Origin of the sequence: Methanolobus sp. (genome assembly GCF_030682845.1) — an archaeon.
Classification (GTDB): domain Archaea; phylum Halobacteriota; class Methanosarcinia; order Methanosarcinales; family Methanosarcinaceae; genus Methanolobus.
This window is the reverse complement of record NZ_JAUXNK010000107.1, coordinates 1-25,930: the sequence shown is the minus strand read 5'-3', so window position 1 is coordinate 25,930 and position 25,930 is coordinate 1. Positions and strand designations below refer to the sequence as shown.

Below are 25,930 nucleotides of genomic sequence, written 5' to 3'. Positions count from 1 at the left end.
AATTGCTTTTATTATATATTGTTCTCGCCATCAAAAGGGCACCTATATATACTACGAGATATTCTATATATTCGTCAAAATCAAGGTTATTATGAGGGATTATAATAGAGACGAGAAAAGTTCAGCAAACGGGTGGTTCCACATATATTATTTCCCTTCCAAAGCCATGGGCGGATAAAGTAGGGATCAAAACTGGCAGCAGGGTTAGCCTGTATCCGCAACCTGATGGGAAACTAGTGATCGACCCGGTCCATGATGCCCCTCCTGTAAAAAAATGCCAGATAGATGTAACCGGAAGAATGGGTGATGTCCTCAAGCGCGACATCATAGCTGCCTATCTTGTAGGCTCTGACATTATCGAGATCAAAGCCGATCGCATCCTTTCGGATCAGAAGAGCATCATCCGGGAAATGTGCTACAAGCTTATCGGTCCGGAGATCATAGAGGAAACTGCAAAGAAAGTGGTTATTCAGGATCTGCTCAATCCCGACGAGATATCCATCAAAAAAAGCGTGCGGAGAATGTTCCTCATCTCAAATTCCATGCACATGGATGCTATAAGGGCTATCAAGACCCTCGATACTGACCTGGCACTAGACGTTGACCACAGGGACGACGATGTAGACCGTTTGTTCCTTCTGACTGCAAAACAATATCGTGCAGTTCTAAGGGGTGCCAAGCTCCCTGATGTTTCGGAAGCGTCGATAGACGAGTACCACGATCTCAGGATGGCGGCAGGTCCTATTGAGCGCATCGCTGACCATGCACGCAAGATTGCCAGGGTAACATTCTCTTTAAAGCATCCTATACCGGATGATATAATGGATATGATCGAAAAGACAAGCGACCTCTCAAGAAAGATCGTGGAAGATGCTATCGATTCATTATATGGTTTTGATGTAGATCTTGCCAACCAGGTTATTGATAGGGTTGCAAAAATGGCACCACTGCTGACCCGGCTCAATGAGGCAAGCCTTAAGCTTGAATCCCATGAAACCATAGTTGCCCTAGGTATAGTAGTGGACAGTATTGACAGGACTGCTGACTACGGTGCAAATGTGGCGGAAATCGCTATCAATTCTTCAATGGCAAGACTAAAGTAATTGCCAGCAACCTCTGGTAACTATTATTGCTACAGTCATATAATAACAATTATATTCCAATGATTGTTTATAGTAGAAAAACATTCGAAAAATTCGAGTCATCCACCTCTGGAGGGAATGAATGGGTGTAATAAAAAAGATAAGAAGGAACTTTGCAGACCTCTTTAAGAAAGTATTCAAAAAGCAGAATGCGCGTATTGGAATATATGGTCCCCCAAATGCAGGTAAAACCACTCTTGCAAACAGGATCCTCAGGGACTGGACAGGAGATGCCATGGGCTCAGTCTCCCATATCGCCCATGAAACAAGACGTGCAAGACGCAGGGAAGGTGTGACCATAAAGGCCAACGGCGGTTCAATCACCCTTGATATCATAGATACTCCCGGACTTGCCACAAAGATCGATTTCCATGAGTTCATGGAACAGGGCATGGATGAGAATGAATCCAAGAGGCGCGCAAAAGAAGCTACCGAGGGTGTCATAGAAGCTGTCAAATGGCTCGATAACCTTGATGGTGTCATTCTTGTAATGGATGCAACAGAAGATCCCTTCACGCAGGTCAATGTCACAGTTATAGGCAACATGGAAGCCCGCAATCTTCCCCTCCTTATAGCAGCCAATAAGGTGGACCTGCCAAATGCATCCGCTTCGACGATCAGGGATGCGTTCCCTCAACATCCGATGGTGTCCATATCTGCCCTTGAAGGAAAGAACATAGATACTTTATATGAAGAGATTGCAAAGAGGTTTGGGTGAGCATGATGCAGGGTTTTCAGATGGATCTTATCTCAGAGCACAGGCTTGCAGAAATGGCACCTGTTGAAAAGGTCAGGTTCATTATCGATGAGGTCAGGGAAGGTAAGATCCTTGTCCTTGAGAAGGGTTTAAGCCCCGCGGAGGAAGCAAGCCTCATTGAAATGACTATGACACTTATCGAGCCGGATGGTTTCTCGGGTATAGAGATGGAAAGTTATCCTGCCGAAGTGGACACATCTATTTTCGGAAGGCTCTTAAAGAAGAACACCATCAAGTCACGATTGACGGTGATAGGGCCTGCGGACCAGCTAAAGACTCTCAGGAAAGATCGCAACATGATAAGTGCTCTCATCTCGACACATAAATAATTGCGTGAATTTAATGCGGATAAAAGAAGACAAAGGAACTCTGATATCTCCTCATCTTTCCCTGTCTTCCTTTGAAATGGGAAGGGATGATGTGAATGTGGTATGTACATACGGTAAAATCTCTATATGGTTCGGGCGCCAGGTGCCCGACATTGTGATTGGCCAGATACTCCTTGGCATGTCCGGGATCGATCAATCAGCCGTGCATGAGCTCGAAGTGGTCTGTGATTTCGATGAGATCACGGATTATGAGAGCAACGGGTATGTACTGGTATCCTATGCAAGGTCAAAAGATGGATACAGGACAACGTTTAACATTCCTTTCGCAAGCAAAAAAGCTTTATTTGCTCTTGCGAGCTCGATAAGCAGAGGACTTAAGAAGGAGGACATCGTCGTGGACTGCTACTGGACCGGCGATGACTCTGACATCATGCGCCTGTATGAGGAGCTCAGCAGCATCGAAGGCTGGAAGATAAAAAACATCAACTATAAGGAAGATGTGAAAGACAAACATTATGATTGATCAGATCGATTTGTGAGGTGTTCCTTATTATGGCAGAAGAAAATACTAGTGAGTGTACAGAATGTTATCATCTTAAATCCTCTATATTGCTTATGGCCCATCACCTTGAAAGGGTTGCACAAGAACTCGATGACGAGTCCATCAAGCAGATGCTTGCGGCGCTCCTGAAGGCAAGGCGTATATTTGTACTGGGTGCGGGAAGGTCCGGCCTGGTCGGGAGAGCCTTTGCCATGAGGCTCATGCATCTTGGGCTTTCTTCCCACGTGGTAGGTGAAACAACCACTCCTGCTGTCAGCACAGAGGATGCTGTAGTTGCTATATCTGGCTCAGGACAGACCCGCTCTGTATCAGACCTTGGGAAAGTTGCCAAGGATATAGGTGCTACCGTTATAGCGATAACCTCCAACAAGGATTCAAAACTGGGCAACCTTGCTGATGTTGCAGTAGTGCTTCCCGGAAGGACTAAGGATGACGTCGGCGGCTATCTGGAACGCCACATGCGCGGTGAATACACATACCTCACGCCGCTGGGTACTTCTTTTGAGACCTCTGCCAGCGTTTTTCTTGATGCGGTGATCGCGGAGCTCATTTACATAACAGGTGCATCGGAAGCTGATCTCAAATCAAGACATACCAATATCGAGTAAGGGGGATGCTATGACCACCAGGTTTGCACAAAGGGTGCTGAACATAGATATTTCCGGTATCCGGAAGATGTTCGAAGCTGCAGGGTCCAATGCTATAAACCTTGGTCTCGGGCAGCCGGATTTTGATACGCCTGAGCATATAAAGCAGGCTGCGATCGATGCCATTAATGAGGGTTTCACGGGTTATACGCAGGGAGCAGGCATTCCTGAACTCAGGCAGGCATTAAGTTCCAAATTTGAGAGGGAGAATAATTTCAGTGTCAACCCAGATGAGGTCATAGTGACATCCGGGGCATCGGAAGCGCTGGAACTGGCCATAGCATCTCTCGTGAACCCCGGGGATGATGTCCTTATTGCGAACCCCGGTTTTGTTTCCTACAATGCCCTTGTGGAAATCATGGGTGGTAAAGTTGTTCCTGTCCCTCTTGGGGACGACCTTTCTTTAAGGCCTGAGGACGTCGTGGAAAGAATCACTCCGCGCACAAAAGCGTTCATCGTTAACTCTCCGGCTAATCCTACTGGTGCCGTGCAAAGCAGGAGTGACATGAAGGCATTTGCAGAAATTGCCGATGACCACGGTCTTACACTTATCTCTGACGAGGTCTACGAGCATTTCATTTATGAAGGGGAGCATGTAAGCCCTGCGCAGTACTCGGATAATGTCATAACTATAAATGCGACCTCCAAGACCTACTCAATGACAGGCTGGAGGCTGGGCTATATTGCTGCAAGGCAGCAGTATGTTGACCAGATGATAAAAGTGCACCAGTATGTGCAGGCATGCGCCAACTCCATAGCCCAGAAGGCCGCAGTTGCCGCTCTGAACGGTCCTATCGAACCGGTTATCCGGATGTGCGAGGAATTCAGACAGCGCAGGGACCTGATAGTAGAGGGCCTTAATTCTCTTGGTATGAGGTGCGACCCACCCAAAGGTGCTTTCTATGCATTTCCGCAGGTTGATAATTACATGGAAGTCGTAAAAAAGTGCGTTTCCAATGGTGTTGTCGTAGTCCCGGGAACTGCTTTTGGCAGCGCCGGAGAAGGCTATATGCGCCTGTCCTACGCCACATCACAGGCAGACATAAAAAGAGCTCTTGAGATTATGGAAAGTGTGCTTTGAAAAGACAAAAGAGATTGATTTGATTTAATCTCTACTGATCTTCTTCAATTTTATTCTCTGCTGCTCTATCGTCTTCTATTTTCTTTTCCTGTATCATTGCCACAAGCCTGTCCATAACCTGCTGGATCCCGTCGCCGGTCATCGTTGACATCTTCATGTCAGCAATATCCAGATCCCTGAACTGGGGAAGGTCTGATTTGTTGGCAACTACCAGCAATGGAAGTGGAAACTGCTGCTTTACCTCATTGAGCATGTTCACCTGGTCCTTTACCTCGTATCCGCATGTTTCGGTCGGGTCTATTATGAAAAGGACAACTGCCTTGAGATGCTTCAGTGCAGATATGGCCTGCAACTCTATTGCGTTCCTTTCAGACATAGGCCTGTCAAGCAGTCCCGGGGTGTCCATTACCTGATATCTTTCATTCCCTATCATGAAGTGCCCGATGGACACGCCTTTTGTTGTGAATGGGTATGGCGCTATCTCAGGTGTGGCCCCGGTGGCTTTTGTCACGAAACTGGATTTGCCGATGTTAGGATACCCGGCAACGACAATTGTAGGCTCATCATGTACCGCAGGCAATTTCCTAAGCTTGTTGCGCGCCTCGTTCAGCAAGAGTAGTTCCTTGTCTATGGACTTCATTATGGATCCCATGCGTCCAAAGGCCTGTTTCCTTATCACTATGGGGTCTTTTGAGCGGCGCATCTTCCCGACATGGTCCCTGGCCACTTCATGTATCTTGGTGCTCGCCCAATCTATTCTGCCCAGTGCCTTTCGAAGTTCGTCGACGCCTATAAGTATGTCCGCGAGTTCGTAATAGAACGGCTGGACATGGTCAAAACTCGGAAAACGGCGCACTACGTTTGACAAATTGTCTGTTAGTATGTTGGCAGCGGTCAATGTCATTGACTCGTTTGCCTTGAGTGCTGTCTCCCTCCCTGAAATGGTCTTCCCGGACATTGCACGGGTCGCCCTTCTGAATGCCTTGTCCATCAGTTCATCGGCTGTAGGGACAGTGTGAATCTTTTCAAATATCATAGTTTATTTACCTGCTGGGGGGTAATCACTTATACGTATAAATTAATGTTCCTCCCCTGAGAAAATATATTCTTCAATAATATCTATCTGATATACTACAAATATATATATCCCTTTTGAGTATCTATTATTATCCAGGGAACGGTGATTTAATGGAGCTAGCTCCTATCCAAAAAGATATTTTAATAGCTTTAATAAATCTTCAAAGAGAGAAAGATCGTGCTGTCAAAGGCGAAGAAATCGCTGAACTTATAAATCGAAATCCAGGTACTGTTAGAAATCAAATGCAATCCCTGAAGGTGCTTGGGCTTGTCGAAGGTGTCCCAGGTCCCAAAGGGGGCTATAAAGCCACAGGCGATGCTTATGAGGCCCTCAGCATCACGGCTATGGATCATGAAGCCGTCGTGCCTCTTTTCAGGAACGACAAACAGGTGGATGGTGCAACAGTAGCCGAGATTAGCTTCACGACCGTCAGGCACCCGGACCTATGTCACGGCAACATACGGGTACTTGGCAGTATCAAAGGTTTTGAGCAGGGGGATAAAGTCCAGATAGGTCCCACGCCTGTTAATAAGCTGGTGATAAGCGGTGAGATTGTCGGGCGGGATGATACTCAGAACACTCTTGTTTTTTGCATAAATGAGATGATCTCGCTTCCCAAAAAGCCTGTTAAGAATTATGCACGCATGAACATTATCTTCATTGATATCAATGCCACTATCCAGGAAACTGCGAGAAAACTTGTTGACAATGGAATACATGGCGCGCCCGTAAAAGACAACGGAGAGATAGTCGGCATAGTAACTTTCACCGATATTGGGGATGCTGTGGCAAGCGGCAAGATGACTGCAAGAGTGAAGGACATCATGACAAAGGAACTTATTGCAGTAGATTCGGAAACTTCCTTGTATGATGCGGTAAAGATATTTGACAAGCATAACATCGGTTTTTTGCTTGTGTCCTTTGAGGGAGTGCCAAAAGGAGTACTCTCAAAGAAGGATATATTCCACGAGTTAACAGTTTACTGATGGGATGTCAGTAAGCTGACATCTTTTCTATTTCCTGCGTTTTTTGAACTCTTCCGCAATTTCTTCAAGGCCTATCCCTTTTGCCGCAAGCATCACCAGCAAATGGAAGAGCAGATCGGCTGACTCATAGATTATCTCTTCCCTATTATCATTCTTGGCCGCCAGTATCGTTTCAACCGCTTCCTCACCTACTTTTTCCAGTATCTTGTCAATACCTTTCCTGTGGTTCAGCAGCGAGCATACATAAGAGTTCTCAGCTGGCGTATTCTTGCGCTCAATTATGATGTCGTATATCTCATTAAGGATAGAAAGGTCAGTATCTGGCATGGTAGGTCACATCAAAAGTAATATGGTGACGTTGGTGTAATCCATCACAATATGACGGGATGTGTTGGTATCCCAACGTCTGAAAGTATCATAGAAATTTTATGATATATCTTTTTTGGTATCTCTCAAGCAGATAGAGCCCAATGGGCTCATATCTTTCTTGGGTCAGTTATCTCTCCCGTGAGAGCTGAAGCTGCCGCTGTTGCAGGGGAGCTCAGGTATACAAAGGACTGTGGGCTTCCCTCTCTGCCTTTGAAATTCCGGTTGGATGTTGCAAGTCCAATCTCGCCATCTCCAAGGAGTCCGAAGGAACCTCCCATGCACGGTCCGCAACAGGGTGACTCTACCATTGCACCGGCTTCCATGAACTGCTCGATGTAACCTGCTCTTAGAACCTTCATATATTCAGTCCTTGAGGCCGGTATTATCAGGAGCCTTACTCCCTTTGCAACAGGCTCGTCACCCATCATCTTTGCCACGATCTCGATATCTTCGAACCTGCCATTGGTACATGACCCTACAAATACCTGGTCAACTTTTATGCCTTCCACTTCTGTTACAGGCTTGACGTTGTCTACATTGTGAGGGCAGGCCACCTGAGGCTCGAGCTTGCTTACATCATATTCCCTTATCTCGGAGGTGGCATTCTTATCAGATTTCCAGTACGTGTCCAGCTTAAAATCCGGGATACGTTCCTGCAGGTACTTCTCTGTCACCTTGTCCGCCTCGATGATACCTGCCTTGCCGCCCATCTCAATGGCCATGTTGGATACAGTCATGCGTTCGGACATCGGCATGTCCTGTACAGTTGAGCCTGCATACTCTGCAGCCTTATATCTTGCTCCCTCGGCACCGACATCGCCTATCAGGTGAAGTATGACATCTTTGGAATACACATGCTTTGGAAGTTTCCCATTGACTTCGAACCTGATCGTTTCAGGGACCCTGAACCAGAGCTTGCCGGATGCGAAGACTGCAGCCATGTCAGTCGATCCAATGCCGGTTGAGAATGCACCAAGTGCACCGTAGGCACAGGTATGCGAGTCAGATCCCACAACAAGGTCTCCGGGCCTGACATGCCCCTTCTCAGGCATGACCTGGTGACACACGCCCTCATAAACATCATAATTCATTATGCCTTGCTCTTTGGCAAATTTCCTGAGCATGATGTGGTTTGCAGCGGCGTTCAGGGAGTCAGCAGGTACCTGGTGGTCAAAAAGGATCACAATTTTACTGGGGTCCCATACTTTTTTCTGCTCTTTTTCCCGCATTATCTCGTAAAAACCCTCCACAGCAAGAGGTCCTGTGATGTCATGGGTCATTGCCATGTCTATGTTGGCCATTACGAATTCTCCGGCTTTTACCGTTTTCCCGGAAGCCTTTGAAAAGATCTTCTCAGAGATCGTCATTGCTTGGTCAGTATTGGTGGACATATTGATCAGTCTGTGATTTTATACTGTAATGTTATGATTGTCAGCTTATCCTGCGGGTAGTCCTGTGACTGCCTGTGCTGTCATGTACTATGTAGTTTATAATACCTTCCCGTATATTCTCTATGGCCTTATTAATATTTTCAGGTCCACTTATGAAACTTTCGTAGTTCTCGTAGAGCAGGATCGTTTCCTTTAGTTCCTCTCTGTACCTGGCGATGACTTTTCTGGCCAGCTCAAGGCTTTCATCCGGCCCTATCTCTTTGCCAAGTCCTTCGCATTCCGATACTCTCAGCTCTCCTTCTTCTATGTAGAATGGATAAGTGCTGCAAAGCGTAGGTCGTGCAGGGTATGTGGTACATTTGTTCCCGGCTGCTATATCCTGTATAAAAATGCAGTCCCCGTTTTTCTTGCGGGCTAGTTCCCAGCCGAAAGTGTGGATATTACCCTGGATGTCTATCATATCTGAAAGTTCTTCCAGCGTCCGCCTCTCCCGGAGATCTCTGGAACTTTCATGTGGAGGTTGCGCGACTGACATGTGTTCAAGGCCAGTGTACAGGCATATATTTTCTATCTCTGCAGGGCTGACTATAACTGAGTTATCTCCATGCTCGCTCCGGCAGCACCTGCCGCACATGAGGCAGGAAAAGCCAATATTTTTTATCTCTGCTGCAATTTCTCCTGCATCAATTGACCTTGCAGCTTCAAGCTCCCCTGTCAGCCTCTCAATCAGGGCTCTTTTGAATCTCGAATCCATCTTCGTATACTCCGCAAATAGTATTCATTCACCTGCCAAAGGATAGTCTGAACCACTCATGCCGGCCAGAAATACAATATCAGTGGAACCGCAACCATGACAATAAGTATGCTCAATGGCAACCCCAGCTTCACATAATCGGTGAAATTGTATCCCCCTGGCCCCATCACAAGAGTATTGGATTGGTGCCCTATGGGCGTAAGGAATGCGCATGAAGCACCAATGGCAATGGTCATGAGGAATGGGTCCACAGATGCATTCAGCCCATGTGCTACCCCTACGCTTATTGGGGCCATAAGGACTACAGTTGCCGCATTATTGATGACACCTGAAAGGAGCATTGTCACAACTATCAGTACTGAAAGTGTGGCCCAGAGAGGTAGTGTATTGCCGGCCATAAGTATCTGACTGGCTATCATTTCAGCCCCGCCGGTGGTCTCAAGGGCAGCACCCACAGGCAGCATGGCACCCAGCAGCACGATCACCGGCCAGTCGACACTTGTATAAATATCGCGTACCGGCAGCACTCCTGTCAGGACCATTAGTACCGCGGCAAGAGTAAAAGCTATCTGCACCTGGAGAAAACCAGCCACGACCGCGGCAATGGATAATCCGAATACTCCCAGAGCAAGTGCTATCTTTTTTGGCTGCCCTATGCAGAAGCCGCGGTCTGCCAGCGGCAGGCAGCCCATTGTGATAATGGTCTCATTGAGCATATCCGCCTGCCCCTGAAGCAGCAGGACATCGCCGGCATTGAAACGCACGTGGTCTATGCGCTGCATTATCTGCCTATCCTTGCGTGCGATTGCAAGCAGGTTAACCCCATAACTTGAACGCATTCTCATTCTGGATGCCGTCTTATTGATGATAGGTGAATTTGGCATCACGACAACTTCAACAATGGATATGTCCTCTGAGCCTGCCTCTTCTACCTGAAGCTGTTCCTCTCCTACCAATTCGGTTTTAGTCTGGTCGATGAATGCCTTAAGATCGTCAGAATCTGCTTCCAATATCAGGATATCATTTTCCCTTAAAAGCTCCCTCCACCGTGGTGCATGGATCCGGCGGTTGTCCCTTATAAGTCCAAGCACTCTGATGTCCGCTTCTACGATCTCGTTCAGGTCTCCTATCTGCACATCTTTTATCGTCGATCTTTCAGTTATGAGAACCTCTGTGATATAATCTTGGATGTGGAAACGCTCCTCTGCAGAACTCTCGCCATGGCGGCTTGGCAGCAAGCGCCACCCAATGAGGATTATAAAGACAATCCCTGCAAGTGCAATACCGGCTCCCACCGGGGTAAAATCGAACATGCCAAAAGGCTGTCCCATCTGTTCTGCACGGAAAGTGGCAATTATGATATTTGGTGGAGTGCCGATGAGGGTCATCATGCCCCCCAGAAGAGACCCAAATGCAAGGGGCATCAGGGTGATGGAAGGAGAATATCCTTTCTTGCGGGCTATATGGATGGCCACCGGCATTAAGATGGCAAGAGCTCCAACATTGTTCATAAATGCAGAGGCAATACAGACAAGAACTGTAAGCACTCCTATCTGCACTGTAAGGTTGTCTCCTGTCTTCATCACCCACTTGCCAATCACATCGATAATGCCAGCTTTCTGGAGGCCGCTGCTTACTATAAGCACTGCTGCCACGGTGATGACGGCAGGATGTGAAAAGCCGCTGAAGGCCTCTCCTGCAGGGATAATTCCGACCATTACCAGAACGAGCAGACAGATGACTGCGACAATGTCATGGCGGAACCTGTCCCATATGAACAATATCAATGCAAGGATAAGTGTTATGAATACTATCAAGTGCTCCATTGGTAACCTTCTTTTCCCTTAACTGCAGTATTCCCTCAATGAAGTCATGACCTTTCAACGTTTCGATTATATGAAGAGAAGTTATACAAAAGGCAGGCTATTGGCATCAGCGGCTGATTGGACACATGGAAATATACAAAAAATACAATATTAAATAATGTATGTTACAGATTATCCATGTTCCATAGCCAGGAAGCAATGGCCTACCTAATTGACCTCCCTCTGAAACATAAATCATTGGTTTTCTCCAGGTGCCCTCTTCCGGAAATCTGTCATTCGGAGGATCAGCGGTGTTGCCCTACCAGTCATATGATTTGTATGTTCTGTCATACATGCAGGTTAGATGCGATTCTTCAGTTTTGTATGCGCATTCATACCGTGTGCGACCATACTCCTGCAATATAAGTTCCTACATGTGCATGTATGCATGGTATGAATAAACCGTACATACGAACAGCATGCATACATACACATGGTGTATATGTGCGACCGATGCCCTTTGGGCCATGATGCCAGGTATGTCCTACACGCTCCTTCTGCCACGTGCGGTGAGAGGGGGAGAAATTTGATATATACAGGCCGGGACATTTGCCGGGTTCTTATGTCCTATGCAGGAACCCCGGCATGACCTCGGATAGCAAGTATATAGCATACATCCGATAGAACCTACTAAAAATATCTGTTTTATAATCAATATAAATACATATACATACACATATATAATGTGGATTGCCATCGATTTATACAGCCAAGGTTAAAAAAAATAGAAAGAAAAAGAAGGTGTGATATTATATGTCGTCTTCTTCCACACCGACGGCTGTAAGGAAGCGCTTGACCACTGCTTCATTCACAAGTCTCAGGAGGGTCTGCCTGTCCCTTGCTGCGCTGAAAACCCCAAGTTCTATGCGTGCTGCTGCAGCGTTGGCATGTCCTCCGCCAGCCTCCTCTCCAAAGGCACGTTTCATGACATCTCCCAGGTTAATACGGATGTCATTGCTTCTGCCGGAGATGAATATTTTGTCCTCGCTCACACCAAAGACAATGGTAGTCGAGATGCCTTCCAGATTGAGCAGGTAGTCCGCAGCCTGAGGGAGCGTATCCCTGTCACGGATGCTTCCTACATTTGAAAGCAGATAACTACCTATGACCTGGCGATTGTTGATGGCCTCACCAAGTACGTCCAGCGTCTCGATAGACATTGAAGGGCGCTCCAGCTGATCCAGGATATCATGGTCCGACAGGGGATAGAGGTATGAAGCGGCTGAAAGATCGGCTGAGTCTGTGTTCCTCTTAAAGTCCAGGGTATCGGTCCTGATCCCGTACAGAAGGGCTGTTGCAAGCTTGCCGTCAATATCGATATTGAGCTCCTGCAGGTACTTTGTCACAATGGTGGAGGAAGCACCCACGTTGGGGCGTATGTCGATGAATTCGGCATCTATGTCGGAATCCGTTATGGGGTGATGATCTATTATGATCCCGATGTGTGTGTTCGTAGGCAGGGGATTGTTGGCTCCCGGTCCGGAACAGTCCACCATGGCAATCTTGTCATAGGCTGCCATTTCAATGTCCTCATACCTGTAAAGATCGATTCCCAGAAGGTTCACAAAAGCCTTGTTCTCCTGATGTCCTATCTCGCCATGATACACAATGTCCGATCTTATATCATGGGAATTTGCAATGGTCTTTAGTCCAAGCGCACCTGCAATGGCATCCGGATCCGGGTTATTATGCACCATGATGGCCATCTTTTTACCCCGGATGTTCTCAAACCACTGCGCCATCTTATTGCCACGCCGTAGCCCTTCGGCGCGCTCCAAAGACCTTGAAAGGGATTTGGCAACCATTCTCGGAGGCATGATGACAAGATCAGCACCCATTGCTTCCATCTCCTGCATATTGATAACATCAGTGGCCCTTGCTACACAATATACGTCCCTTGATACCTTCTTCCTGACATTGTCAAGAGCAGCTTTATTTGCCAAGGTATCGGAACTGAGAATTAGTATGCCTGAAAGGTTCTTTGTATTGATCCGGTCAAGGAGGCCGGGGTCGCCGACGTCGCCGACAATGGCTTCATAGGCTTCATCGCGCAGGGTTTCGACTTTTTGCGCATCCTTATCCACGATTATCAGGTCTTTGTCAAGCTCCCTGAGCTCTTTGGCCAATGCAAAGCCAAAACTCCCGCTTCCAAGTATTAGGTAAGTGGGTTTTATCCTGATCCTGTCGCTTGCAGTGTTCTCCTTAGCAACGGCGTTAATATGAATACCTCCTTTTCATATAAAGGATGTTAGTTATATTAAAATAATTCCCAGAAGAAAACATTAACTGCTAAATAGAATGCAAACAAAGGATAAATAGGTAACATGGAAGCCATTACATCTTCAAGGATGCGGGCCGTCGATAATAATTGCTTCTACCTGGGCATGAACCCCCTGCAATTGATGGAGAATGCAGGTGCAGGCATCGCACGGGAGATCAGTTCACAGACAAGGGCAGCAACAGTTCTCTTTATCGCAGGCAGGGGTAACAACGGAGGCGATGCTTTCGTGGCCGCCAGGCACCTTTCCCTTCTTCCGGGATTCCGGGCACGAGTACTCCTGCTCGGGAGCGCATCACAGATAAGGACCATGGAAGCGAGAGCCAACTTCGATCTGCTCAGATACAGCGGTATCGATGATATCCGGGAGATACGCGATTCTGCTGACCTGCGCTCTTATCCTGGCTGGAAAGAAGCAGATATTATCGTTGACGGTGTGCTTGGATCAGGGATGAAAGGCCAGTTAAGGGAGCCGGAATCCACAGCAATAGATCTCATCAATGCAACAGATACTTTTGTCATCTCTATAGATTCTCCTTCAGGTTTTGATCCGGAAGCCGGTGCATTTGAAAAAAGCGTGAAAGCGGACCTGACCCTTACCTTCCACAAAATGAAGACTGGCCTTGTTTTACCTCACTCAAAGGATATGACTGGCGAGGTTCGGGTGGTGAGTATAGGGGTTTGCAGAGATGCCGAGGAATTCGTGGGGCTGGGCGACCTCAAAGGTCTGGCATTGAGAAGCGCTTTCTCACATAAGGGTAATGCAGGCAGCATACTGGTAATAGGTGGTGGGCCTTATTCCGGAGCACCGGCTTTTGCGTCACTTGCAGCTTTAAGGGCAGGTGCTGACCTTGTCACAGTTGCAGTGCCTGAGAGCATTTCACATATAGTGGCTGCTTATTCTCCTGACCTGATTATAAAAGGCATGCATGGTGACCGTTTGTGTCCTGAGCATATATCTCTGCTACGCCCTCTTATTGATTCAAGTGATGTTGTTGTCATCGGTCCTGGTCTGGGGAGGGACGCAGCGACCCTTGAAGCGATAGGCGAGATCCTGCCTCTGTGCAAAAAAGCCGTCATAGACGCTGATGCACTTTATGATATGTCCTTCCCTCCGGCAAAGAGTGGTGAGTTCATCATAACGCCTCATGCTGGGGAATTCTCGCGCCTCCTGGGGGGCAGGAACGGAAGCAAACTCCCCGTTTCTCTGGAAGGGAAAAAAGGTCTTGTTCATACCTTCTCGAAGGAGAAACAGGTTGTTACTGTACTGAAAGGAAATATCGACGTGATATCCGACGGGAAGGAAACAAGGCTCAACCGGACAGGGAATGCCGGTATGACCGTGGGAGGCACCGGTGATGTGCTTGCGGGCATTGTCGGCGCGCTGTTTGCCACTAACAATGCGTTTGATGCGGCATGTTGCAGTTGCTTTGTGAATGGTGCCGCAGGGGATCTTGCTTTTGAAGAGAATGGTTTTGGCTTGCTTGCGAGTGATGTTATCCGGAAGATACCCTATGTAATGAAACAGGAGTGATAGGTATGGAAAGGGAAGGCAGGAAAATAGCCGTGGATATTGAAAGGAAGCGGGTCCGCATAAGCATCAGCCATGGCGAGGATGAGGAGATATTTAAACTGACCCTCGATGAAGCAAGGGACCTGAAAGAAACATTAAATACAACTATTGAGGATTACATGCAGAGACAGAACCTGCGCATAGACTGACCCTTGGGTGATCTGTTGACTACGAAATTCACTCATATAGAAGATGACCGTGCGGTCATGGTGGACATAAGCCACAAAGATACCGTTGCCCGAAAGGCAATAGCTTCCGGAGAGATCATCCTGGGCAGAAGCACCATCGAGAGTATCAGGAGCGGAACCGTTGAGAAAGGCAATGTGCTCTCAACTGCAAGAATCGCTGCCATCCTGGCAGTAAAAAGAACTCCCGAACTCATTCCCATGTGTCATCAGATACCCATAACCGGCGTGGATGTCGACTTCTCGATAGGAGAGGACCAGATCTCTGCGGTGGTGGAAGTGGGCTCAGTCGGAAGGACCGGTGTTGAAATGGAGGCCCTTACAGGTGTTTCCATAGCCCTCCTTACTATCTGGGACATGGTCAAATCTGCCGAGAAGGACGATACCGGTAACTATCCCCTCACATCTATACGTAACATCAGGGTCCTTTCAAAAGTCAAAGGAACCAAAACTAATGTATTATAACCGTTACATTAGGAAATGCTATAAAAAATGGAATTAAAAGAGGTACATCATTTGAAGATCATAGGAGGACCCGCATCTCAGGCTCTCTCATCACGAGTTGCAAGGGAATTGAATCTGGAACCGACTGTTTGTGATTTCACCAGGTTCCCCGACGGTGAGCTTTATACCCGCATCCTGGATGAGGATGTGGACGAGGTCACCATTATACAGAGCATAATCACGGATTCTGATTTTGTAGCGCTATTGCAGCTTATAGATGCATGTGAAGACTCTCCGGTCATCAATGTTGTCATTCCCTACATGGGATATGCGCGGCAGGACCGGAAGTTCAAAACAGGTGAACCCATTAGCGCAAGGGCGATTGCCAGGACCATCAATGCTGACAGGGTATTTACTGTGAATGTGCACAAGACGAGTGTGCTGGATTATTTCAATGCTGACGCATTTGACCTGGATGCTTCACAACTGATAGGATATCATATAAGGTCCATGGGCCTCAAGGATGCCCTGCTTGTTTCTCCGGACGCCGGGGCCATGGAGTTCGTAGAGAGGACCGCTAAGGAAATAGGATATGACTGTGATTATCTTGAGAAGACCCGCATCTCAGGCGATACTGTGACCATCAAGACAAAGAGCATTGATGTGCAGGGCAGGGATATCGTACTGCTCGACGATATGATAGCTACCGGCGGAACGATGGTGGAGTCGATAAAACTGCTTAAAGGGCAGGGTGCAAAAGATGTATATCTTGCCTGCGTACATCCTGTACTTGCAAGGAATGCTGTCATGAGATTGTACAATGCAGGTGTGAGAGATATAATCTCCACAGATACTATTGAAAAGACCCAGAGTTGCATCAGTGTTGCACCCCTGATAGCCGCTACTATAAAGGGACTGTAACATAAAGAGATTGTAAAAGCATAAGTGTTAATTATATACAATAGCTGCTTATAATATCTAACTGAGAAATCTGACATGACGCTACCTGACATCTGCCCCCGGGACGGGGCCTCTCATTGTAAGAAGAATGCCTGTCATCTCTATGTTGTGGACTGGCGTTCTGGGGATGAACAATGTATCATAGGTTACCGTTCAACTCACAAGAGATCATTGAGGTCTTCTCCTGTAGTAGACAGTTATGCACAGGACACTCGCCGGAAGCGGGTGGATAAGGAGAGTCAGGAGCCTTTGGGATTCTATCCCAGGGAAAAGCAGATAACAGAAGTCCGTCAAGTGGATACTTCCAGAAAACCGGCAGTTCTTCCCTGTGAAGAAATAAAACCCCGGTACTCAGAAGATGCCCAAGCTGTGACTCCCCACAAAGAACCGGATTTTGAATTGCGTGAGGAAGTAACTATCAATACTAAGAATACAACGGTGATAGAATCCAGGGAGGCACCAAAGGAACAGCCCCCAAAAAAGAGGAAGTCACTGGATGAAGTAATGAACCTTGATCTTCCTGATAACTATGAGGAGGAATTCTGGAAATAACCCTTTCTTTCTTTTCTTATGAGCTTTAGAAACAAAGACCTTCTTAAGGTCTACCATATACTGCGGGAAGAATTAGGTCCTCAATATTGGTGGCCTGCTGAAACGGCTTTTGAAGTCGTGGTGGGTGCAATGCTTACCCAGCAGACGAAATGGGCCAATGTTGAAAAAGCCATCTGTAATCTTAAAGAGCACAGCCTGCTTGAACCCAAACCTCTTGCAGAAGCCGATCTCCCACTTCTTGAGGAATTGGTCCGATGCTGTGGTTTCTATCGTCAGAAAGCTTTTAGGATAAAGAATATTGCCTCTTATTTCACCGAAAACGAGATGAACGATGTTTTCTCATTACCTCTTGACGTTTTAAGACAAAGGATGTTGTCTTTGAAGGGCGTTGGCAATGAGACTGCAGACAGCATAATCCTCTATGCTGCCCATAAGCCCATTTTTGTGATAGATGCGTACACGACCCGTATGATGAAATGTATAGGGGTGGAGGGTGATTACATGCAACTTCAGAGGTTGTTTGAGGGCAGCCTGCCTGCAGATGTTGATCTCTTCAAGGAATATCATGCATTGATAGTGGAATATTCCAAGAGCTTCTGCGGAAAGAAACGGTGCGGTGCATGTTTGCTGAAGCAGCCTTTGTAATTAAGGAGATATTCAAATGGACATCAATACCTACGAACAGATATTCAGTTCCCTTAAGGGGGTTGATGATATTGACAGGGTGTCAGAAATGTTCTCACAACCCGTGGGTGTGATATACTCTATACTCAACCAGAAGACCGTGACGGATGTGAAGAAGAACTTCTCCCGCGTACAGGACAGGAGCGGCAAGCACCTGTCGATGTGGCAGAAGGGCACCACCATTGTCCAGATAGCCCGGAAGAACAGTATTCCTGCAACTCTTATGGCTGCCATGATCCTGTCTGAGATGGGTATTCCCAAAAAATCTTTCATGAAGAATATAGATGAGCTTCCTGACATGCGGCTCAAAAAGGAAGTTAAGGAGGCCATGTGCTCTGACCACTTCTTTTCTCCGAGAGCTCATGAGGTCCATACGGTCAAAGGGAAAATGGGCGAGTCGATACTTGAGCAGTGGCTTGCGAACAAAGGAGTTTCATTCCGGACGGAAAACGATCTCCGGGCTTTGGGAATTGCAAAAACACCGGATTTCCTGCTGGAAGAGCCTCTTGATATCAATGGTAAAAATGTATCGTGGATCGAAAGCAAGGCCCTGTTCGGTGATGAGAAGGAACATCAATATTATATGAAAAAGCAATTCACCGATTATGAAGAAAACTTCGGTACCGGTATGATAGTTTACTGGTACGGTTTCCTTGATAGCGTAAAGATGGACGGGCACCTTATCAAAGATTATAGGTTCTTTGTGAAGGAGTCCGACACGATCGATGAATTGCTAAACCATGGAGTTCAGTGGTAGATTCCAAGATCTGCTTCTACCTCGGTGTTCTGTACAATGGTTTTTTCGGGGAGTGGCTTTTCTGTTTGTATGAAGACATTCTTGGTGTATACCTGGTATACTTCTTCCTCGTCATACAGTATTGCTTCGTTGTTGATGGTCGCGTGGTTGCCGTGAACTGCAATGAAAGGTAAGGCTTCTTCTTCCATAGGTTCACATTTGTTCCTCATGTAGAGTATGTCCATAGATGTGCACATAGGTACGTCTACTTTTGTGGTGGTTATGCGGGTCATCACTTTTACTATATTGGTTACTTATTAATACCTTACGGTTCGTCTGCCTACGAACAATTCTCATTATTTAAGAAAGAGTGACTATTGATATCATTTTTCGAAAGTTGTCCCGGTGTCCTGTCAGATAGTCTGATCTGCAGACTCTGACATCGATAAATTACAGCACCTTTTTACTTTTGAATCCCCGCACTGTGGGCAGAGCTGCATATGCAGCATATACTGGCATATATGTTCAAGCACGTTTTCAGAAGCAGTATGCTGAAGGTTGTTAGCTTCCTCTTTTGCAATCCCAGGCTCCATCCCCAGTACTATGATCAGAAATCTCCTTAGCACACGATTGGTGTGTCTCTGTTTTTTTGCCTGGTTGCTGCCTGACTCTGTTAGCTCCACTCCATAGTAAGGTCTATAGTGTACAAATCCGCTCTCTGAGAGCCGTTGTATCATTTCTGTCACGCTTGGGGTGAAACATTAAGTTCGGCAGCGATCTGGGTAGTCCTTGCAGGAGTATTATTCTTTCTTACCAGAAGAAATATCGTTTCAAGGTATTCGCCTGTGCGTTCAGGATGCATAATAACCCCATTGCTTCCTTTCAATAACCGTAAGCAATTAAGGTATTTATGGTTTTGGGATTAGTGATGCACTTTTGAACAAATACTGGTATGTTGGATAATAGCCATATAGTGGAAATCACAGCTTTTGTCCTTAAGCAAAGGTTATAATAGTAGCAATAATTTAAGGTTACAATCTCTCAATCTCTCAGAGACCATTTCCATAAAAGCTAATCGCTTGAATAATTACAAAAATTACCCACTTTCTGGTACTGGTGAAAAGAATGGCAGATATCACACACTGGGCGGATGTAGTTGCAGACGAGGTTCTCGCCAAAGGTAGGAAACATCTCGTTGCAACAGGAATAACGCCATCAGGTCATATTCATATAGGCAATATGCGCGAGGTCGTAACAGCGGATGCAGTATACAGGGCCCTTCTCGACAAAGGTGCACAGGCCGAGTTCGTCTATATTGCTGACACTTACGATCCCCTCAGGAAGGTCTATCCTTTCCTTGATGAAAGTTATGCTGAACATGTGGGAAAGCCCCTGTCAGATGTGCCGTGCCCCTGCGGGAAGCATCAGAGTTACTCTGAGCACTATCTTGAGCCGTTTCTTATAGCTCTTGAGCGTCTGGGGATACGCCCCACTGTGTACAGGGCTGATGAACTGTACAAGCAGGGTGTCTATACGGATGCCATTAAGAAGGCACTCGTGAAAAGGGATGAAATAGCAGCTATCCTTAAGAACGTTTCAGGTAAAACCCCTTCAGATACCTGGTGTCCCTTCAATCCGATCTGTAGTGCATGCGGTAAAATAAACACGACGATCGTCACAGGCTTTGACCTGGATGCCGAAACCGTTGATTACACCTGCTCCTGCGCAAACTCAGGCACTGTTTCCATGAACGGCGGCGGTAAGCTTACATGGCGTGTGGACTGGCCCGCAAGATGGAAGGCGCTTGGGGTCACAGTCGAGCCCTACGGCAAGGACCATGCATCAAAAGGCGGCTCATACGACACCGGCGTGCTGATAGCAAAAGAGGTATTCGGATATGATGCTCCTTTCCCCATAGTCTATGAATGGATCATGCTGGGTAACGAGGGTGCCATGTCATCTTCCTCGGGTGTTGTTGTTTCCATATCGGATATGCTGAAGGTTGTGCCTCCCGAGGTACTCAGGTATCTTATTATCCGTACAAAACCTGAGAAGCATATAAAATTCGATCCTTCACAACCCCTGCTGAATCTTGTGGACGAATTCGAGCGTCTTCATTCCATCGATAGTCCAGGCTCCTATGAAAAGAGGATACTGGAGCTGTCACATGCAGTGGGTATATGTCATACTGATATCCCCTTCAAGCACATGATCACTATTTACCAGGCCGCAGGCGGGGACTTTGGTAAAATAATGCGCATAGTTAAAAGGGCAGGCTATGACACCACAAATGAGAGATGCATAAAAGAGCTGGCGGATAATGTCGGTAACTGGCTTGAGATGTATGCACCTGCATTTGCAAAGTTCAGTGTGAAAAGTGAACTGCCGGTGCAAGCTGCCAGCCTTTCTGAACTCCAGCGGGCTTTTCTTGCTTCCTTCTCAAAGCTTATTTCCCAGCGGGCTGAGATGAGCGGAGAGGACTATCATAATCTGGTCTATTCGGCAAAGGAGCAGGATTCCGAGCTGACAGGAGAAATGGCGCAACTTCTGGGTGTCGGCCCGGAACAGATACAGGCAGACCCTAAGGAACTCTTCAAGGCCGTCTATACTGCTGTGCTCGGGCAACAGTCAGGCCCCAAGGCTGGATGGTTCCTGTCCTCACTGGAAAAGGACTTCCTGGTGGAGCGCTTCAGGAAAGCCTCAGAGTACCAGCCTTGATATGGGATCAAGATCTACTCATCTTCTTGCCTGGGATGAGGAATACAGGCATGTAAGGTGGGGTGGTCCACGGCCGATCTCTGCCGTGGAGGGAAGCATCTCTCCAGCCTCCCGTGTGCTGGATGCAGGTTGCGGGAATGGGAGGTATTTGCTTCCCCTTTCAAGGAAATATGGTGTTGTAGGTACTGATGTTTCATTGAATGCACTCTTGGAAGCGCGTTCCTACCTTGACAGGAGCGACCGGTGTGCCGAACTCATTGTATCCACCGTCACAAATCTCCCTTTTTCTGACCATTCCTTTGATGCAGTGCTATGCTACGGTGTCCTGCAGCACCTTTTCGAAAGCGAAAGGATACTTGCAGTTAAAGAGTTCAAAAGGCTTCTCAAGCCCTCAGGGATTCTGTTCATCGAAGTTTTCGGCACTGAGGATATGAGATTTGGCGGACAGGAGGTCGAGAGTAATACTTTCATGAGGAAAGGCGGGATCATATACCACTATTTTACGGAAAAGGAGCTGTCTTCACTGCTGGGCGGGTTTGCGCAGGTGGACCTTAAAAACATTATCACCGAAAAAACATTCCGTGGTGAGCGTCACACACGCCACCACATAAAAGGAACAGCTACCCTTTAGAATAAACCAAAGAAATAATGTAAGAATATTATCAGCAGGGCACCTACAACTCCTGCTATTGCACAGATCAGGATGACTATCCATGTGTAGGCTATGCCAAGCCCAAGTACAGAGTTTGCAATTATAAGTATCAAAATACCTAAAACTGCATTCATTGCCATCTTTGTAGCAGTTTTCAACACCTTGTACAGGATAACTGCAACTATAATTGCTATTACTAATATGAATATTTCACTCATCATAGTTACCACTATTAAATGGTCTTGATTAGTATTTAATGATTGCTAAAAAACTATGCTGCTAAAAAAAGAGGAGTTTTATCTCCTCAAAAGAACGAAATTCAAGAATTGTAAAATTACTTCTTTTTCTGATCCTTTGCTGGGGCGGTTTTTGCTCCCTTCTTGTCATCCTTCTTCTGATCCTTTGGTGCCATTGCCATTATATCTCACCTCCCATGGAGAGATACCTTTATCTTTTAAAGAATTCAAACATGCTATACCGGATTTTCGCAGGAATTGATACTGCGTTACCCATATAGAGCTGTTATCAGGCTTTATAGATTGATTTAACCGCTAATTAGTGCTGATTAACCAATCTAACAGATAATATGCATACTATGTATATAAAACTACCTTTTAGTAAGTATTTAGGGCATTCAGCTCTTGATTATCTTTTAAAAACAGTTTAAAGGTACTAAGTCAACTATTAGCCTTATTATATAATATAGCTATTTTTTCAGATGGTTGCCAGAAAATGCATGATATTCTCTTCCAGTTCCTGATAATTGGCGTATTGCCTGCATATGATCCTATTGTTTTTGTTCCCGAGTATCATTGCAGAGACCCTGGAATGCGGCGAGTGCAGGCATAGTATGGGCAGACCGAGCTGCAGGCCCCTGCATATTTCATAACCAACACCTATGGAGGGAATGCTGACCTCTGCGATCATGCACTCGCTCCTGACGAGCAAACCCATGTCACGCTCGTATATTTCCTGTTCTGTCATCAGGGATTCCTTGTCCTCAAGTTCAGGGTCTGCAACATGCCAGCTCAGCACCTCATGCCCGTAGCACTGCAACAACTCCAATATCTCTGTGTACACATGCAGCATGTCCCTGCCGCCGCGTATCGAGGCTGAAAGGAATATCCTCATAGTATGCCCCTGTGGTAATGCCCTCTGGTGAACTCCTTTGAGATATCCCGGCATTTTTTATTCATGGGCTGTCTGTTCCCATAGTAAGAATCAATTGCATTCCTGTATGAACTTACAATCTGCCCTGTAAGCGATGGCTCTGCAATCCTTGCATCGATCCTAAATCTCGAAACACCTGCATCCAAAAGGTGAGATATATCTTCCAGAAGGCACATTTCCTTTGAATTGAAAATATGTGTTCTGTTACTCTTATCGGTCATTACCGGGAAGATAAAGTCCTTCTCATCCCTCAGCCGGAATGAGCCCTCTATTTTGGTGGTTTCACGCATTGACTCCAGTCCTGTCAGGGCTGCAACCAGACAGTGTTCGGATTCCATGACCTGCAGGTTGCCGTGAACGATACATTCTGTCTGATTTCCGGCACTCACGTCTTTTATCTGTTCGAAGTTCATTTCCGGGGAGAGTACTGTCAGCTCAACTCCCCTCCTGAAGAAAACTGATGCTGCCTGCCTGTTGAATATATTGAACGAACTGTCTGCAATAGTCCTGAAACCAAGCGAAAGCGCCCCTCTGAGTACTCCGGGATTCGCTGCAATTATTCCCTCAAACCCCGCCTCAATGGCGGTAAGCATTTGCTCCTGGACATCCGGCATATCTTCGTCTTTGACAATGAGCGGAGTGTGCAGATAGGCCGGTACATGTGCATCCGCGGCATGTGCAGCAGCGGCCTGCAGATCTGTACCTTTCTCCATGGAGTATCGTTCCGTATCGTAATATACTATGTCAGCGCCGCATTCTATAACATTTTGCAGACTTTCCATGTTGTTGACACTGACTGCAAGAAGCGGCTTTTTTGCATTTTCTGCGCAATGGGGTTCACTAATGGAATTATATGCCGCATGTCCTCCTCTCCTGTGACCTTCTGTCCTTATTCTCTCCAGTTCTGATGCGGCTTTATTCCTGGTATCGTTCATCTCTTTGATAGGTATGAAGACACCGTCTTCCATATTAATTTCAATTGCCTTTAACTCAAAAGCAGTGTTCCCCAGTTTATTCATCTGCTTGTGTATATCTTCCATGGCTGTTGCTTTTCTGAGGGCAGCTTCAATGGTGTATTCAGAACAGGCACTGACACTATTGCCATCCTCATCACGCACCGTCACAACAAAGGGCTCTCCAACAGATGCTTGCACTCCAAGGGATACAGGCACTTTCCTGTACCTGCCGGGCTGCTCAAATGAACCTTGCAGCTCTTTCATGAGTGAGCTGTCAAGAGTCCTGTAAACAATTGTTCCCGTCCTGAGCGGCGCATCAAAGGGTATTGAAACAACGTCTCTTTTGCATGCTTCTTTTACAGGCTTCCCTCCGGCATACATGGCCTGCACGATCATTCCTGAATCCTCTTTGCCTCCAAAGCCTATGCCATCACCTGTCCGCAGGGAGCCCGATATTTCAAGGCTCATGTTCCTGCCCCTGCTATTATATCCGATGACCCTGCCGATGGGCACTCCCCGGTTATATGGCCTATCCCGGGCCATCAGGTCACCGGCAGGGTTGCCCTTGAAATATCCTGTTGTGAACTCCCTGTTGAAGAGCTGGGCAAGCTGTGCGGTCTCTTCATCAGACACGAAGTAGCCATTTGGATCACTTATGTACCTGTCAATAAGGCGGCTGTATATTCTCACCACGCCTGCCACGTATTCGGGCCGCTTCATACGGCCCTCTATTTTGAAAGAGCTGATGCCCGCCTCTATGAGCTCTGGCAGTATCGGGGACGTGTTAAGGTCTTTAGGGCTCAGGAGAAAGCTGCCCCTGGTGCTGAGCTTCTCTTTGTCTTCCAGGAGGCTGTACTTTTTCCTGCATGGCTGGGCGCAGTGTCCACGGTTACCGCTCCTGCCTCCTATCATGCTGCTCATCAGGCACTGGCCGGAATAACAGATGCACAGGGCACCATGGATGAAAGTTTCTATCTCAATGCCTGTATCCTGCCTTATGGTCATGATCTCATCCAGCGGCATCTCTCTTGCGAGCACCACCCGGCTTACACCCATGTCCTGCAGGAAGCGTACTCCTTCGGTGTTGTGGATGGTCATCTGGGTGCTGGCATGGACCTGCAGGCCAGGCAGAAGTTCCCTTGTGAGTGACAGCAGGCCGATGTCCTGTACAATTATAGCATCAGCTCCAAGTTCATCAAGGATATACATCAGGTTGACTGCTTTTTCGATCTCCTGATCTTTAATGAGTGTGTTCAGGGTAACATAAACCTTTACTCCCCTCAGATGGGCATAGTCCAGCCCTTCCCTGAACTCATCAACTGTGAAATTACCGGCATATGCCCTTGCACTGAAATCCTTTATCCCCAGATAAACGGCATCTGCACCGTTCTCTACTGCAGCGATAAGCGATTCCCTATCCCCGGCAGGGGCAAGAAGTTCGGGTTTTCGTATCATCATGAATCTGCAGTATACTCATGAAAGCTATATAAAAATGAAGATGAAGCAGGAAAAAGAAGAAAGCAGGCCTAGGCCTGTTTCCTGAAAACGTAGAGCTTAATTATGTAGATACAGAGAGCCATTATTACAAGGTTGTACACTGATTTGAAAAGCGGCACGTATTGCCAGTGAACCTCCCCTCCCTGAAGGAAGGGGCTTCCCGTTTCATCGATCCAGGTTATTACGAAAGAGTTTCTTTGGTTCTTTCCTTTTCCCGTATCTCGGGGGCGTTAGTGTTTATTGACCTTTTATGGAGACTAACAAACACCAATTCCGCTAGTTCCTGTAGCGTATTTCTGAGTTATGCCAAGTTCCTGTAGTCCTTTGTTAAGAATGTTGATGCTCGCATTGACATCCCTGTCATGATGCTGACCGCAATGGTCGCAGTCAAATTCTCTGACAGAAGTATCTTTGACCTTAACATTCTTATGGCCACAGACAGAGCAGATCTGGCTAGATGGGAAATACTTCTCTAGCTGGTGGTAGATCTTACCGAACTTCTTAGCCTTGTACTCAAGCATCCTGAAGAATTTTCCCCATGAAGCATCGTAGATGCCTTTGGAG

General features: G+C 46.8%; 28 protein-coding genes. 16 read left to right on the top strand and 12 right to left on the bottom strand.

The genetic code is table 11. The annotated features are described in order from the left end of the window. The first annotated feature begins 104 nt into the window (after nucleotides 1–104). From Q8J68_RS14140 to Q8J68_RS14115, 6 genes are all read left to right on the top strand, one after another. A complete protein-coding gene (locus Q8J68_RS14140) occupies nucleotides 105–1,103 on the top strand; it encodes a phosphate uptake regulator PhoU (protein ID WP_305312173.1) in 999 nt (332 codons plus the stop codon). A gap of 121 nt (nucleotides 1,104–1,224) precedes the next feature. After that, a complete protein-coding gene (locus tag Q8J68_RS14135; RefSeq protein ID WP_015053550.1) occupies nucleotides 1,225–1,860 on the top strand; it encodes an Era-like GTP-binding protein in 636 nt (211 codons plus the stop codon). Nucleotides 1,861–1,865: 5 nt separating this feature from the next. Continuing rightward, entirely contained in the window at nucleotides 1,866–2,228 is a 363-nt protein-coding gene (locus tag Q8J68_RS14130) for a DUF2073 domain-containing protein (protein WP_305312172.1), read from the top strand. 13 nt (nucleotides 2,229–2,241) lie between these two features. Next, nucleotides 2,242–2,751, top strand: coding sequence for a hypothetical protein (locus tag Q8J68_RS14125; protein WP_015053548.1), 510 nt, complete (start codon nucleotides 2,242–2,244; stop codon nucleotides 2,749–2,751). Nucleotides 2,752–2,780: 29 nt separating this feature from the next. Then, nucleotides 2,781–3,398: a 6-phospho-3-hexuloisomerase gene (gene hxlB, locus Q8J68_RS14120; RefSeq protein WP_015053547.1), complete on the top strand. Its 618-nt coding sequence runs from the start codon at nucleotides 2,781–2,783 to the stop codon at nucleotides 3,396–3,398. A 10-nt stretch (nucleotides 3,399–3,408) separates the two neighbouring features. Next, nucleotides 3,409–4,518: a pyridoxal phosphate-dependent aminotransferase gene (locus Q8J68_RS14115; protein ID WP_305312150.1), complete on the top strand. Its 1,110-nt coding sequence runs from the start codon at nucleotides 3,409–3,411 to the stop codon at nucleotides 4,516–4,518. A 31-nt stretch (nucleotides 4,519–4,549) separates the two neighbouring features. On the opposite strand, the gene Q8J68_RS14110 is transcribed toward Q8J68_RS14115, so the two are convergent. Continuing rightward, complete coding sequence (locus tag Q8J68_RS14110; protein WP_305312149.1) at nucleotides 4,550–5,554, bottom strand: NOG1 family protein; 1,005 nt, start codon at nucleotides 5,552–5,554, stop codon at nucleotides 4,550–4,552. A gap of 152 nt (nucleotides 5,555–5,706) precedes the next feature. On the opposite strand from Q8J68_RS14110, the gene Q8J68_RS14105 reads away from it, so the two are divergent. Next, nucleotides 5,707–6,582 (top strand): CBS domain-containing protein, encoded by an 876-nt coding sequence (locus Q8J68_RS14105; RefSeq protein ID WP_305312148.1) that lies wholly within the window; start codon nucleotides 5,707–5,709, stop codon nucleotides 6,580–6,582. 27 nt (nucleotides 6,583–6,609) lie between these two features. Here the strand turns inward: Q8J68_RS14105 and hisE are convergent, their stop codons facing one another. The 5 genes from hisE to Q8J68_RS14080 all read right to left on the bottom strand — a co-directional run bounded on the left by hisE (nucleotide 6,610) and on the right by Q8J68_RS14080 (nucleotide 13,087). After that, on the bottom strand, nucleotides 6,610–6,909 hold the full coding sequence (hisE, locus tag Q8J68_RS14100; protein WP_305312147.1) for a phosphoribosyl-ATP diphosphatase: 300 nt from the start codon (nucleotides 6,907–6,909) through the stop codon (nucleotides 6,610–6,612). Nucleotides 6,910–7,058: 149 nt separating this feature from the next. Further along, nucleotides 7,059–8,342 (bottom strand): 3-isopropylmalate dehydratase large subunit, encoded by a 1,284-nt coding sequence (locus Q8J68_RS14095; protein ID WP_305312146.1) that lies wholly within the window; start codon nucleotides 8,340–8,342, stop codon nucleotides 7,059–7,061. Nucleotides 8,343–8,382: 40 nt separating this feature from the next. After that, entirely contained in the window at nucleotides 8,383–9,096 is a 714-nt protein-coding gene (locus tag Q8J68_RS14090; protein ID WP_305312145.1) for a YkgJ family cysteine cluster protein, read from the bottom strand. A gap of 56 nt (nucleotides 9,097–9,152) precedes the next feature. Then, entirely contained in the window at nucleotides 9,153–10,922 is a 1,770-nt protein-coding gene (locus Q8J68_RS14085; protein WP_305312144.1) for an SLC13 family permease, read from the bottom strand. Nucleotides 10,923–11,710: 788 nt separating this feature from the next. Then, a complete protein-coding gene (locus Q8J68_RS14080; protein WP_370867654.1) occupies nucleotides 11,711–13,087 on the bottom strand; it encodes a DHH family phosphoesterase in 1,377 nt (458 codons plus the stop codon). Nucleotides 13,088–13,285: 198 nt separating this feature from the next. Here Q8J68_RS14080 and Q8J68_RS14075 point away from each other — a divergent pair, with 198 nt between their 5' ends. The 7 genes from Q8J68_RS14075 to Q8J68_RS14045 all read left to right on the top strand — a co-directional run bounded on the left by Q8J68_RS14075 (nucleotide 13,286) and on the right by Q8J68_RS14045 (nucleotide 18,394). After that, nucleotides 13,286–14,773: an NAD(P)H-hydrate dehydratase gene (locus tag Q8J68_RS14075; RefSeq protein ID WP_305312143.1), complete on the top strand. Its 1,488-nt coding sequence runs from the start codon at nucleotides 13,286–13,288 to the stop codon at nucleotides 14,771–14,773. 5 nt (nucleotides 14,774–14,778) lie between these two features. Beyond that, nucleotides 14,779–14,961, top strand: a complete 183-nt coding sequence (locus tag Q8J68_RS14070) for a hypothetical protein (RefSeq protein ID WP_015053538.1) — start codon at nucleotides 14,779–14,781, stop codon at nucleotides 14,959–14,961. A gap of 15 nt (nucleotides 14,962–14,976) precedes the next feature. Then, the gene (gene moaC, locus Q8J68_RS14065; protein ID WP_305312142.1) at nucleotides 14,977–15,462 is read left to right on the top strand and encodes a cyclic pyranopterin monophosphate synthase MoaC; all 486 of its coding nucleotides are present in this window, start codon (nucleotides 14,977–14,979) and stop codon (nucleotides 15,460–15,462) included. Nucleotides 15,463–15,513: 51 nt separating this feature from the next. Next, nucleotides 15,514–16,362: a ribose-phosphate diphosphokinase gene (locus Q8J68_RS14060; protein WP_048146947.1), complete on the top strand. Its 849-nt coding sequence runs from the start codon at nucleotides 15,514–15,516 to the stop codon at nucleotides 16,360–16,362. A gap of 75 nt (nucleotides 16,363–16,437) precedes the next feature. Further along, entirely contained in the window at nucleotides 16,438–16,953 is a 516-nt protein-coding gene (locus tag Q8J68_RS14055) for a hypothetical protein (RefSeq protein ID WP_305312141.1), read from the top strand. A gap of 18 nt (nucleotides 16,954–16,971) precedes the next feature. Further along, nucleotides 16,972–17,598 (top strand): endonuclease III domain-containing protein, encoded by a 627-nt coding sequence (locus tag Q8J68_RS14050; RefSeq protein WP_305312140.1) that lies wholly within the window; start codon nucleotides 16,972–16,974, stop codon nucleotides 17,596–17,598. Nucleotides 17,599–17,614: 16 nt separating this feature from the next. Then, nucleotides 17,615–18,394 carry a C15orf41 family protein gene (locus Q8J68_RS14045; RefSeq protein WP_305312139.1) on the top strand — a complete coding sequence of 260 codons (780 nt, stop codon included), beginning with the start codon at nucleotides 17,615–17,617 and terminating at the stop codon, nucleotides 18,392–18,394. On the opposite strand, the gene Q8J68_RS14040 is transcribed toward Q8J68_RS14045, so the two are convergent. Both Q8J68_RS14040 and Q8J68_RS14035 read right to left on the bottom strand, forming a co-directional pair. Then, nucleotides 18,385–18,666, bottom strand: a complete 282-nt coding sequence (locus Q8J68_RS14040) for a hypothetical protein (protein WP_305312138.1) — start codon at nucleotides 18,664–18,666, stop codon at nucleotides 18,385–18,387. The genes Q8J68_RS14045 and Q8J68_RS14040 overlap by 10 nt on opposite strands. Nucleotides 18,667–18,786: 120 nt before the next feature. After that, complete coding sequence (locus Q8J68_RS14035) at nucleotides 18,787–19,110, bottom strand: metal-dependent transcriptional regulator (RefSeq protein ID WP_305312170.1); 324 nt, start codon at nucleotides 19,108–19,110, stop codon at nucleotides 18,787–18,789. A gap of 388 nt (nucleotides 19,111–19,498) precedes the next feature. Here Q8J68_RS14035 and lysS point away from each other — a divergent pair, with 388 nt between their 5' ends. Together lysS and Q8J68_RS14020 are read left to right on the top strand one after the other, a co-directional pair. After that, on the top strand, nucleotides 19,499–21,091 hold the full coding sequence (gene lysS / locus Q8J68_RS14025; RefSeq protein WP_305312137.1) for a lysine--tRNA ligase: 1,593 nt from the start codon (nucleotides 19,499–19,501) through the stop codon (nucleotides 21,089–21,091). 1 nt (nucleotide 21,092) lies between these two features. After that, nucleotides 21,093–21,722 (top strand): class I SAM-dependent methyltransferase, encoded by a 630-nt coding sequence (locus tag Q8J68_RS14020; RefSeq protein ID WP_305312136.1) that lies wholly within the window; start codon nucleotides 21,093–21,095, stop codon nucleotides 21,720–21,722. Here Q8J68_RS14020 and Q8J68_RS14015 read toward each other — a convergent pair. From Q8J68_RS14015 to Q8J68_RS14000, 4 genes are all read right to left on the bottom strand, one after another. Continuing rightward, nucleotides 21,719–21,964 carry a pro-sigmaK processing inhibitor BofA family protein gene (locus Q8J68_RS14015; RefSeq protein ID WP_305312135.1) on the bottom strand — a complete coding sequence of 82 codons (246 nt, stop codon included), beginning with the start codon at nucleotides 21,962–21,964 and terminating at the stop codon, nucleotides 21,719–21,721. The genes Q8J68_RS14020 and Q8J68_RS14015 overlap by 4 nt on opposite strands. A gap of 493 nt (nucleotides 21,965–22,457) precedes the next feature. Beyond that, entirely contained in the window at nucleotides 22,458–22,874 is a 417-nt protein-coding gene (locus tag Q8J68_RS14010) for a nucleoside 2-deoxyribosyltransferase (protein WP_305312134.1), read from the bottom strand. Next, nucleotides 22,871–25,327 carry a DUF3656 domain-containing protein gene (locus Q8J68_RS14005; protein WP_305312133.1) on the bottom strand — a complete coding sequence of 819 codons (2,457 nt, stop codon included), beginning with the start codon at nucleotides 25,325–25,327 and terminating at the stop codon, nucleotides 22,871–22,873. Before Q8J68_RS14005 ends, Q8J68_RS14010 begins: the two co-directional genes overlap by 4 nt. A 296-nt stretch (nucleotides 25,328–25,623) precedes the next feature. Next, a partial coding sequence (locus Q8J68_RS14000) for a zinc ribbon domain-containing protein (protein ID WP_305312132.1) occupies nucleotides 25,624–25,930 on the bottom strand: 307 nt, incomplete at its 5' end.

Bases quoted from the DNA above. Each gene is read 5' to 3' on its own strand.
- Q8J68_RS14135 (WP_015053550.1), top strand. From the start codon at position 1,225: ATGGGTGTAATAAAAAAGATAAGAAGGAACTTTGCAGACCTCTTTAAG.
- Q8J68_RS14130 (WP_305312172.1), top strand. From the start codon at position 1,866: ATGCAGGGTTTTCAGATGGATCTTATCTCAGAGCACAGGCTTGCAGAA.
- Q8J68_RS14125 (WP_015053548.1), top strand. From the start codon at position 2,242: ATGCGGATAAAAGAAGACAAAGGAACTCTGATATCTCCTCATCTTTCC.
- hxlB (WP_015053547.1), top strand. From the start codon at position 2,781: ATGGCAGAAGAAAATACTAGTGAGTGTACAGAATGTTATCATCTTAAA.
- Q8J68_RS14115 (WP_305312150.1), top strand. From the start codon at position 3,409: ATGACCACCAGGTTTGCACAAAGGGTGCTGAACATAGATATTTCCGGT.
- Q8J68_RS14110 (WP_305312149.1), bottom strand. From the start codon at position 5,554: ATGATATTTGAAAAGATTCACACTGTCCCTACAGCCGATGAACTGATG.
- Q8J68_RS14105 (WP_305312148.1), top strand. From the start codon at position 5,707: ATGGAGCTAGCTCCTATCCAAAAAGATATTTTAATAGCTTTAATAAAT.
- hisE (WP_305312147.1), bottom strand. From the start codon at position 6,909: ATGCCAGATACTGACCTTTCTATCCTTAATGAGATATACGACATCATA.
- Q8J68_RS14095 (WP_305312146.1), bottom strand. From the start codon at position 8,342: ATGTCCACCAATACTGACCAAGCAATGACGATCTCTGAGAAGATCTTT.
- Q8J68_RS14090 (WP_305312145.1), bottom strand. From the start codon at position 9,096: ATGGATTCGAGATTCAAAAGAGCCCTGATTGAGAGGCTGACAGGGGAG.
- Q8J68_RS14085 (WP_305312144.1), bottom strand. From the start codon at position 10,922: ATGGAGCACTTGATAGTATTCATAACACTTATCCTTGCATTGATATTG.
- Q8J68_RS14075 (WP_305312143.1), top strand. From the start codon at position 13,286: ATGGAAGCCATTACATCTTCAAGGATGCGGGCCGTCGATAATAATTGC.
- Q8J68_RS14070 (WP_015053538.1), top strand. From the start codon at position 14,779: ATGGAAAGGGAAGGCAGGAAAATAGCCGTGGATATTGAAAGGAAGCGG.
- Q8J68_RS14055 (WP_305312141.1), top strand. From the start codon at position 16,438: ATGACGCTACCTGACATCTGCCCCCGGGACGGGGCCTCTCATTGTAAG.
- Q8J68_RS14050 (WP_305312140.1), top strand. From the start codon at position 16,972: ATGAGCTTTAGAAACAAAGACCTTCTTAAGGTCTACCATATACTGCGG.
- Q8J68_RS14045 (WP_305312139.1), top strand. From the start codon at position 17,615: ATGGACATCAATACCTACGAACAGATATTCAGTTCCCTTAAGGGGGTT.
- Q8J68_RS14040 (WP_305312138.1), bottom strand. From the start codon at position 18,666: ATGACCCGCATAACCACCACAAAAGTAGACGTACCTATGTGCACATCT.
- Q8J68_RS14035 (WP_305312170.1), bottom strand. From the start codon at position 19,110: ATGATACAACGGCTCTCAGAGAGCGGATTTGTACACTATAGACCTTAC.
- lysS (WP_305312137.1), top strand. From the start codon at position 19,499: ATGGCAGATATCACACACTGGGCGGATGTAGTTGCAGACGAGGTTCTC.
- Q8J68_RS14020 (WP_305312136.1), top strand. From the start codon at position 21,093: ATGGGATCAAGATCTACTCATCTTCTTGCCTGGGATGAGGAATACAGG.
- Q8J68_RS14015 (WP_305312135.1), bottom strand. From the start codon at position 21,964: ATGATGAGTGAAATATTCATATTAGTAATAGCAATTATAGTTGCAGTT.
- Q8J68_RS14010 (WP_305312134.1), bottom strand. From the start codon at position 22,874: ATGAGGATATTCCTTTCAGCCTCGATACGCGGCGGCAGGGACATGCTG.
- Q8J68_RS14005 (WP_305312133.1), bottom strand. From the start codon at position 25,327: ATGATGATACGAAAACCCGAACTTCTTGCCCCTGCCGGGGATAGGGAA.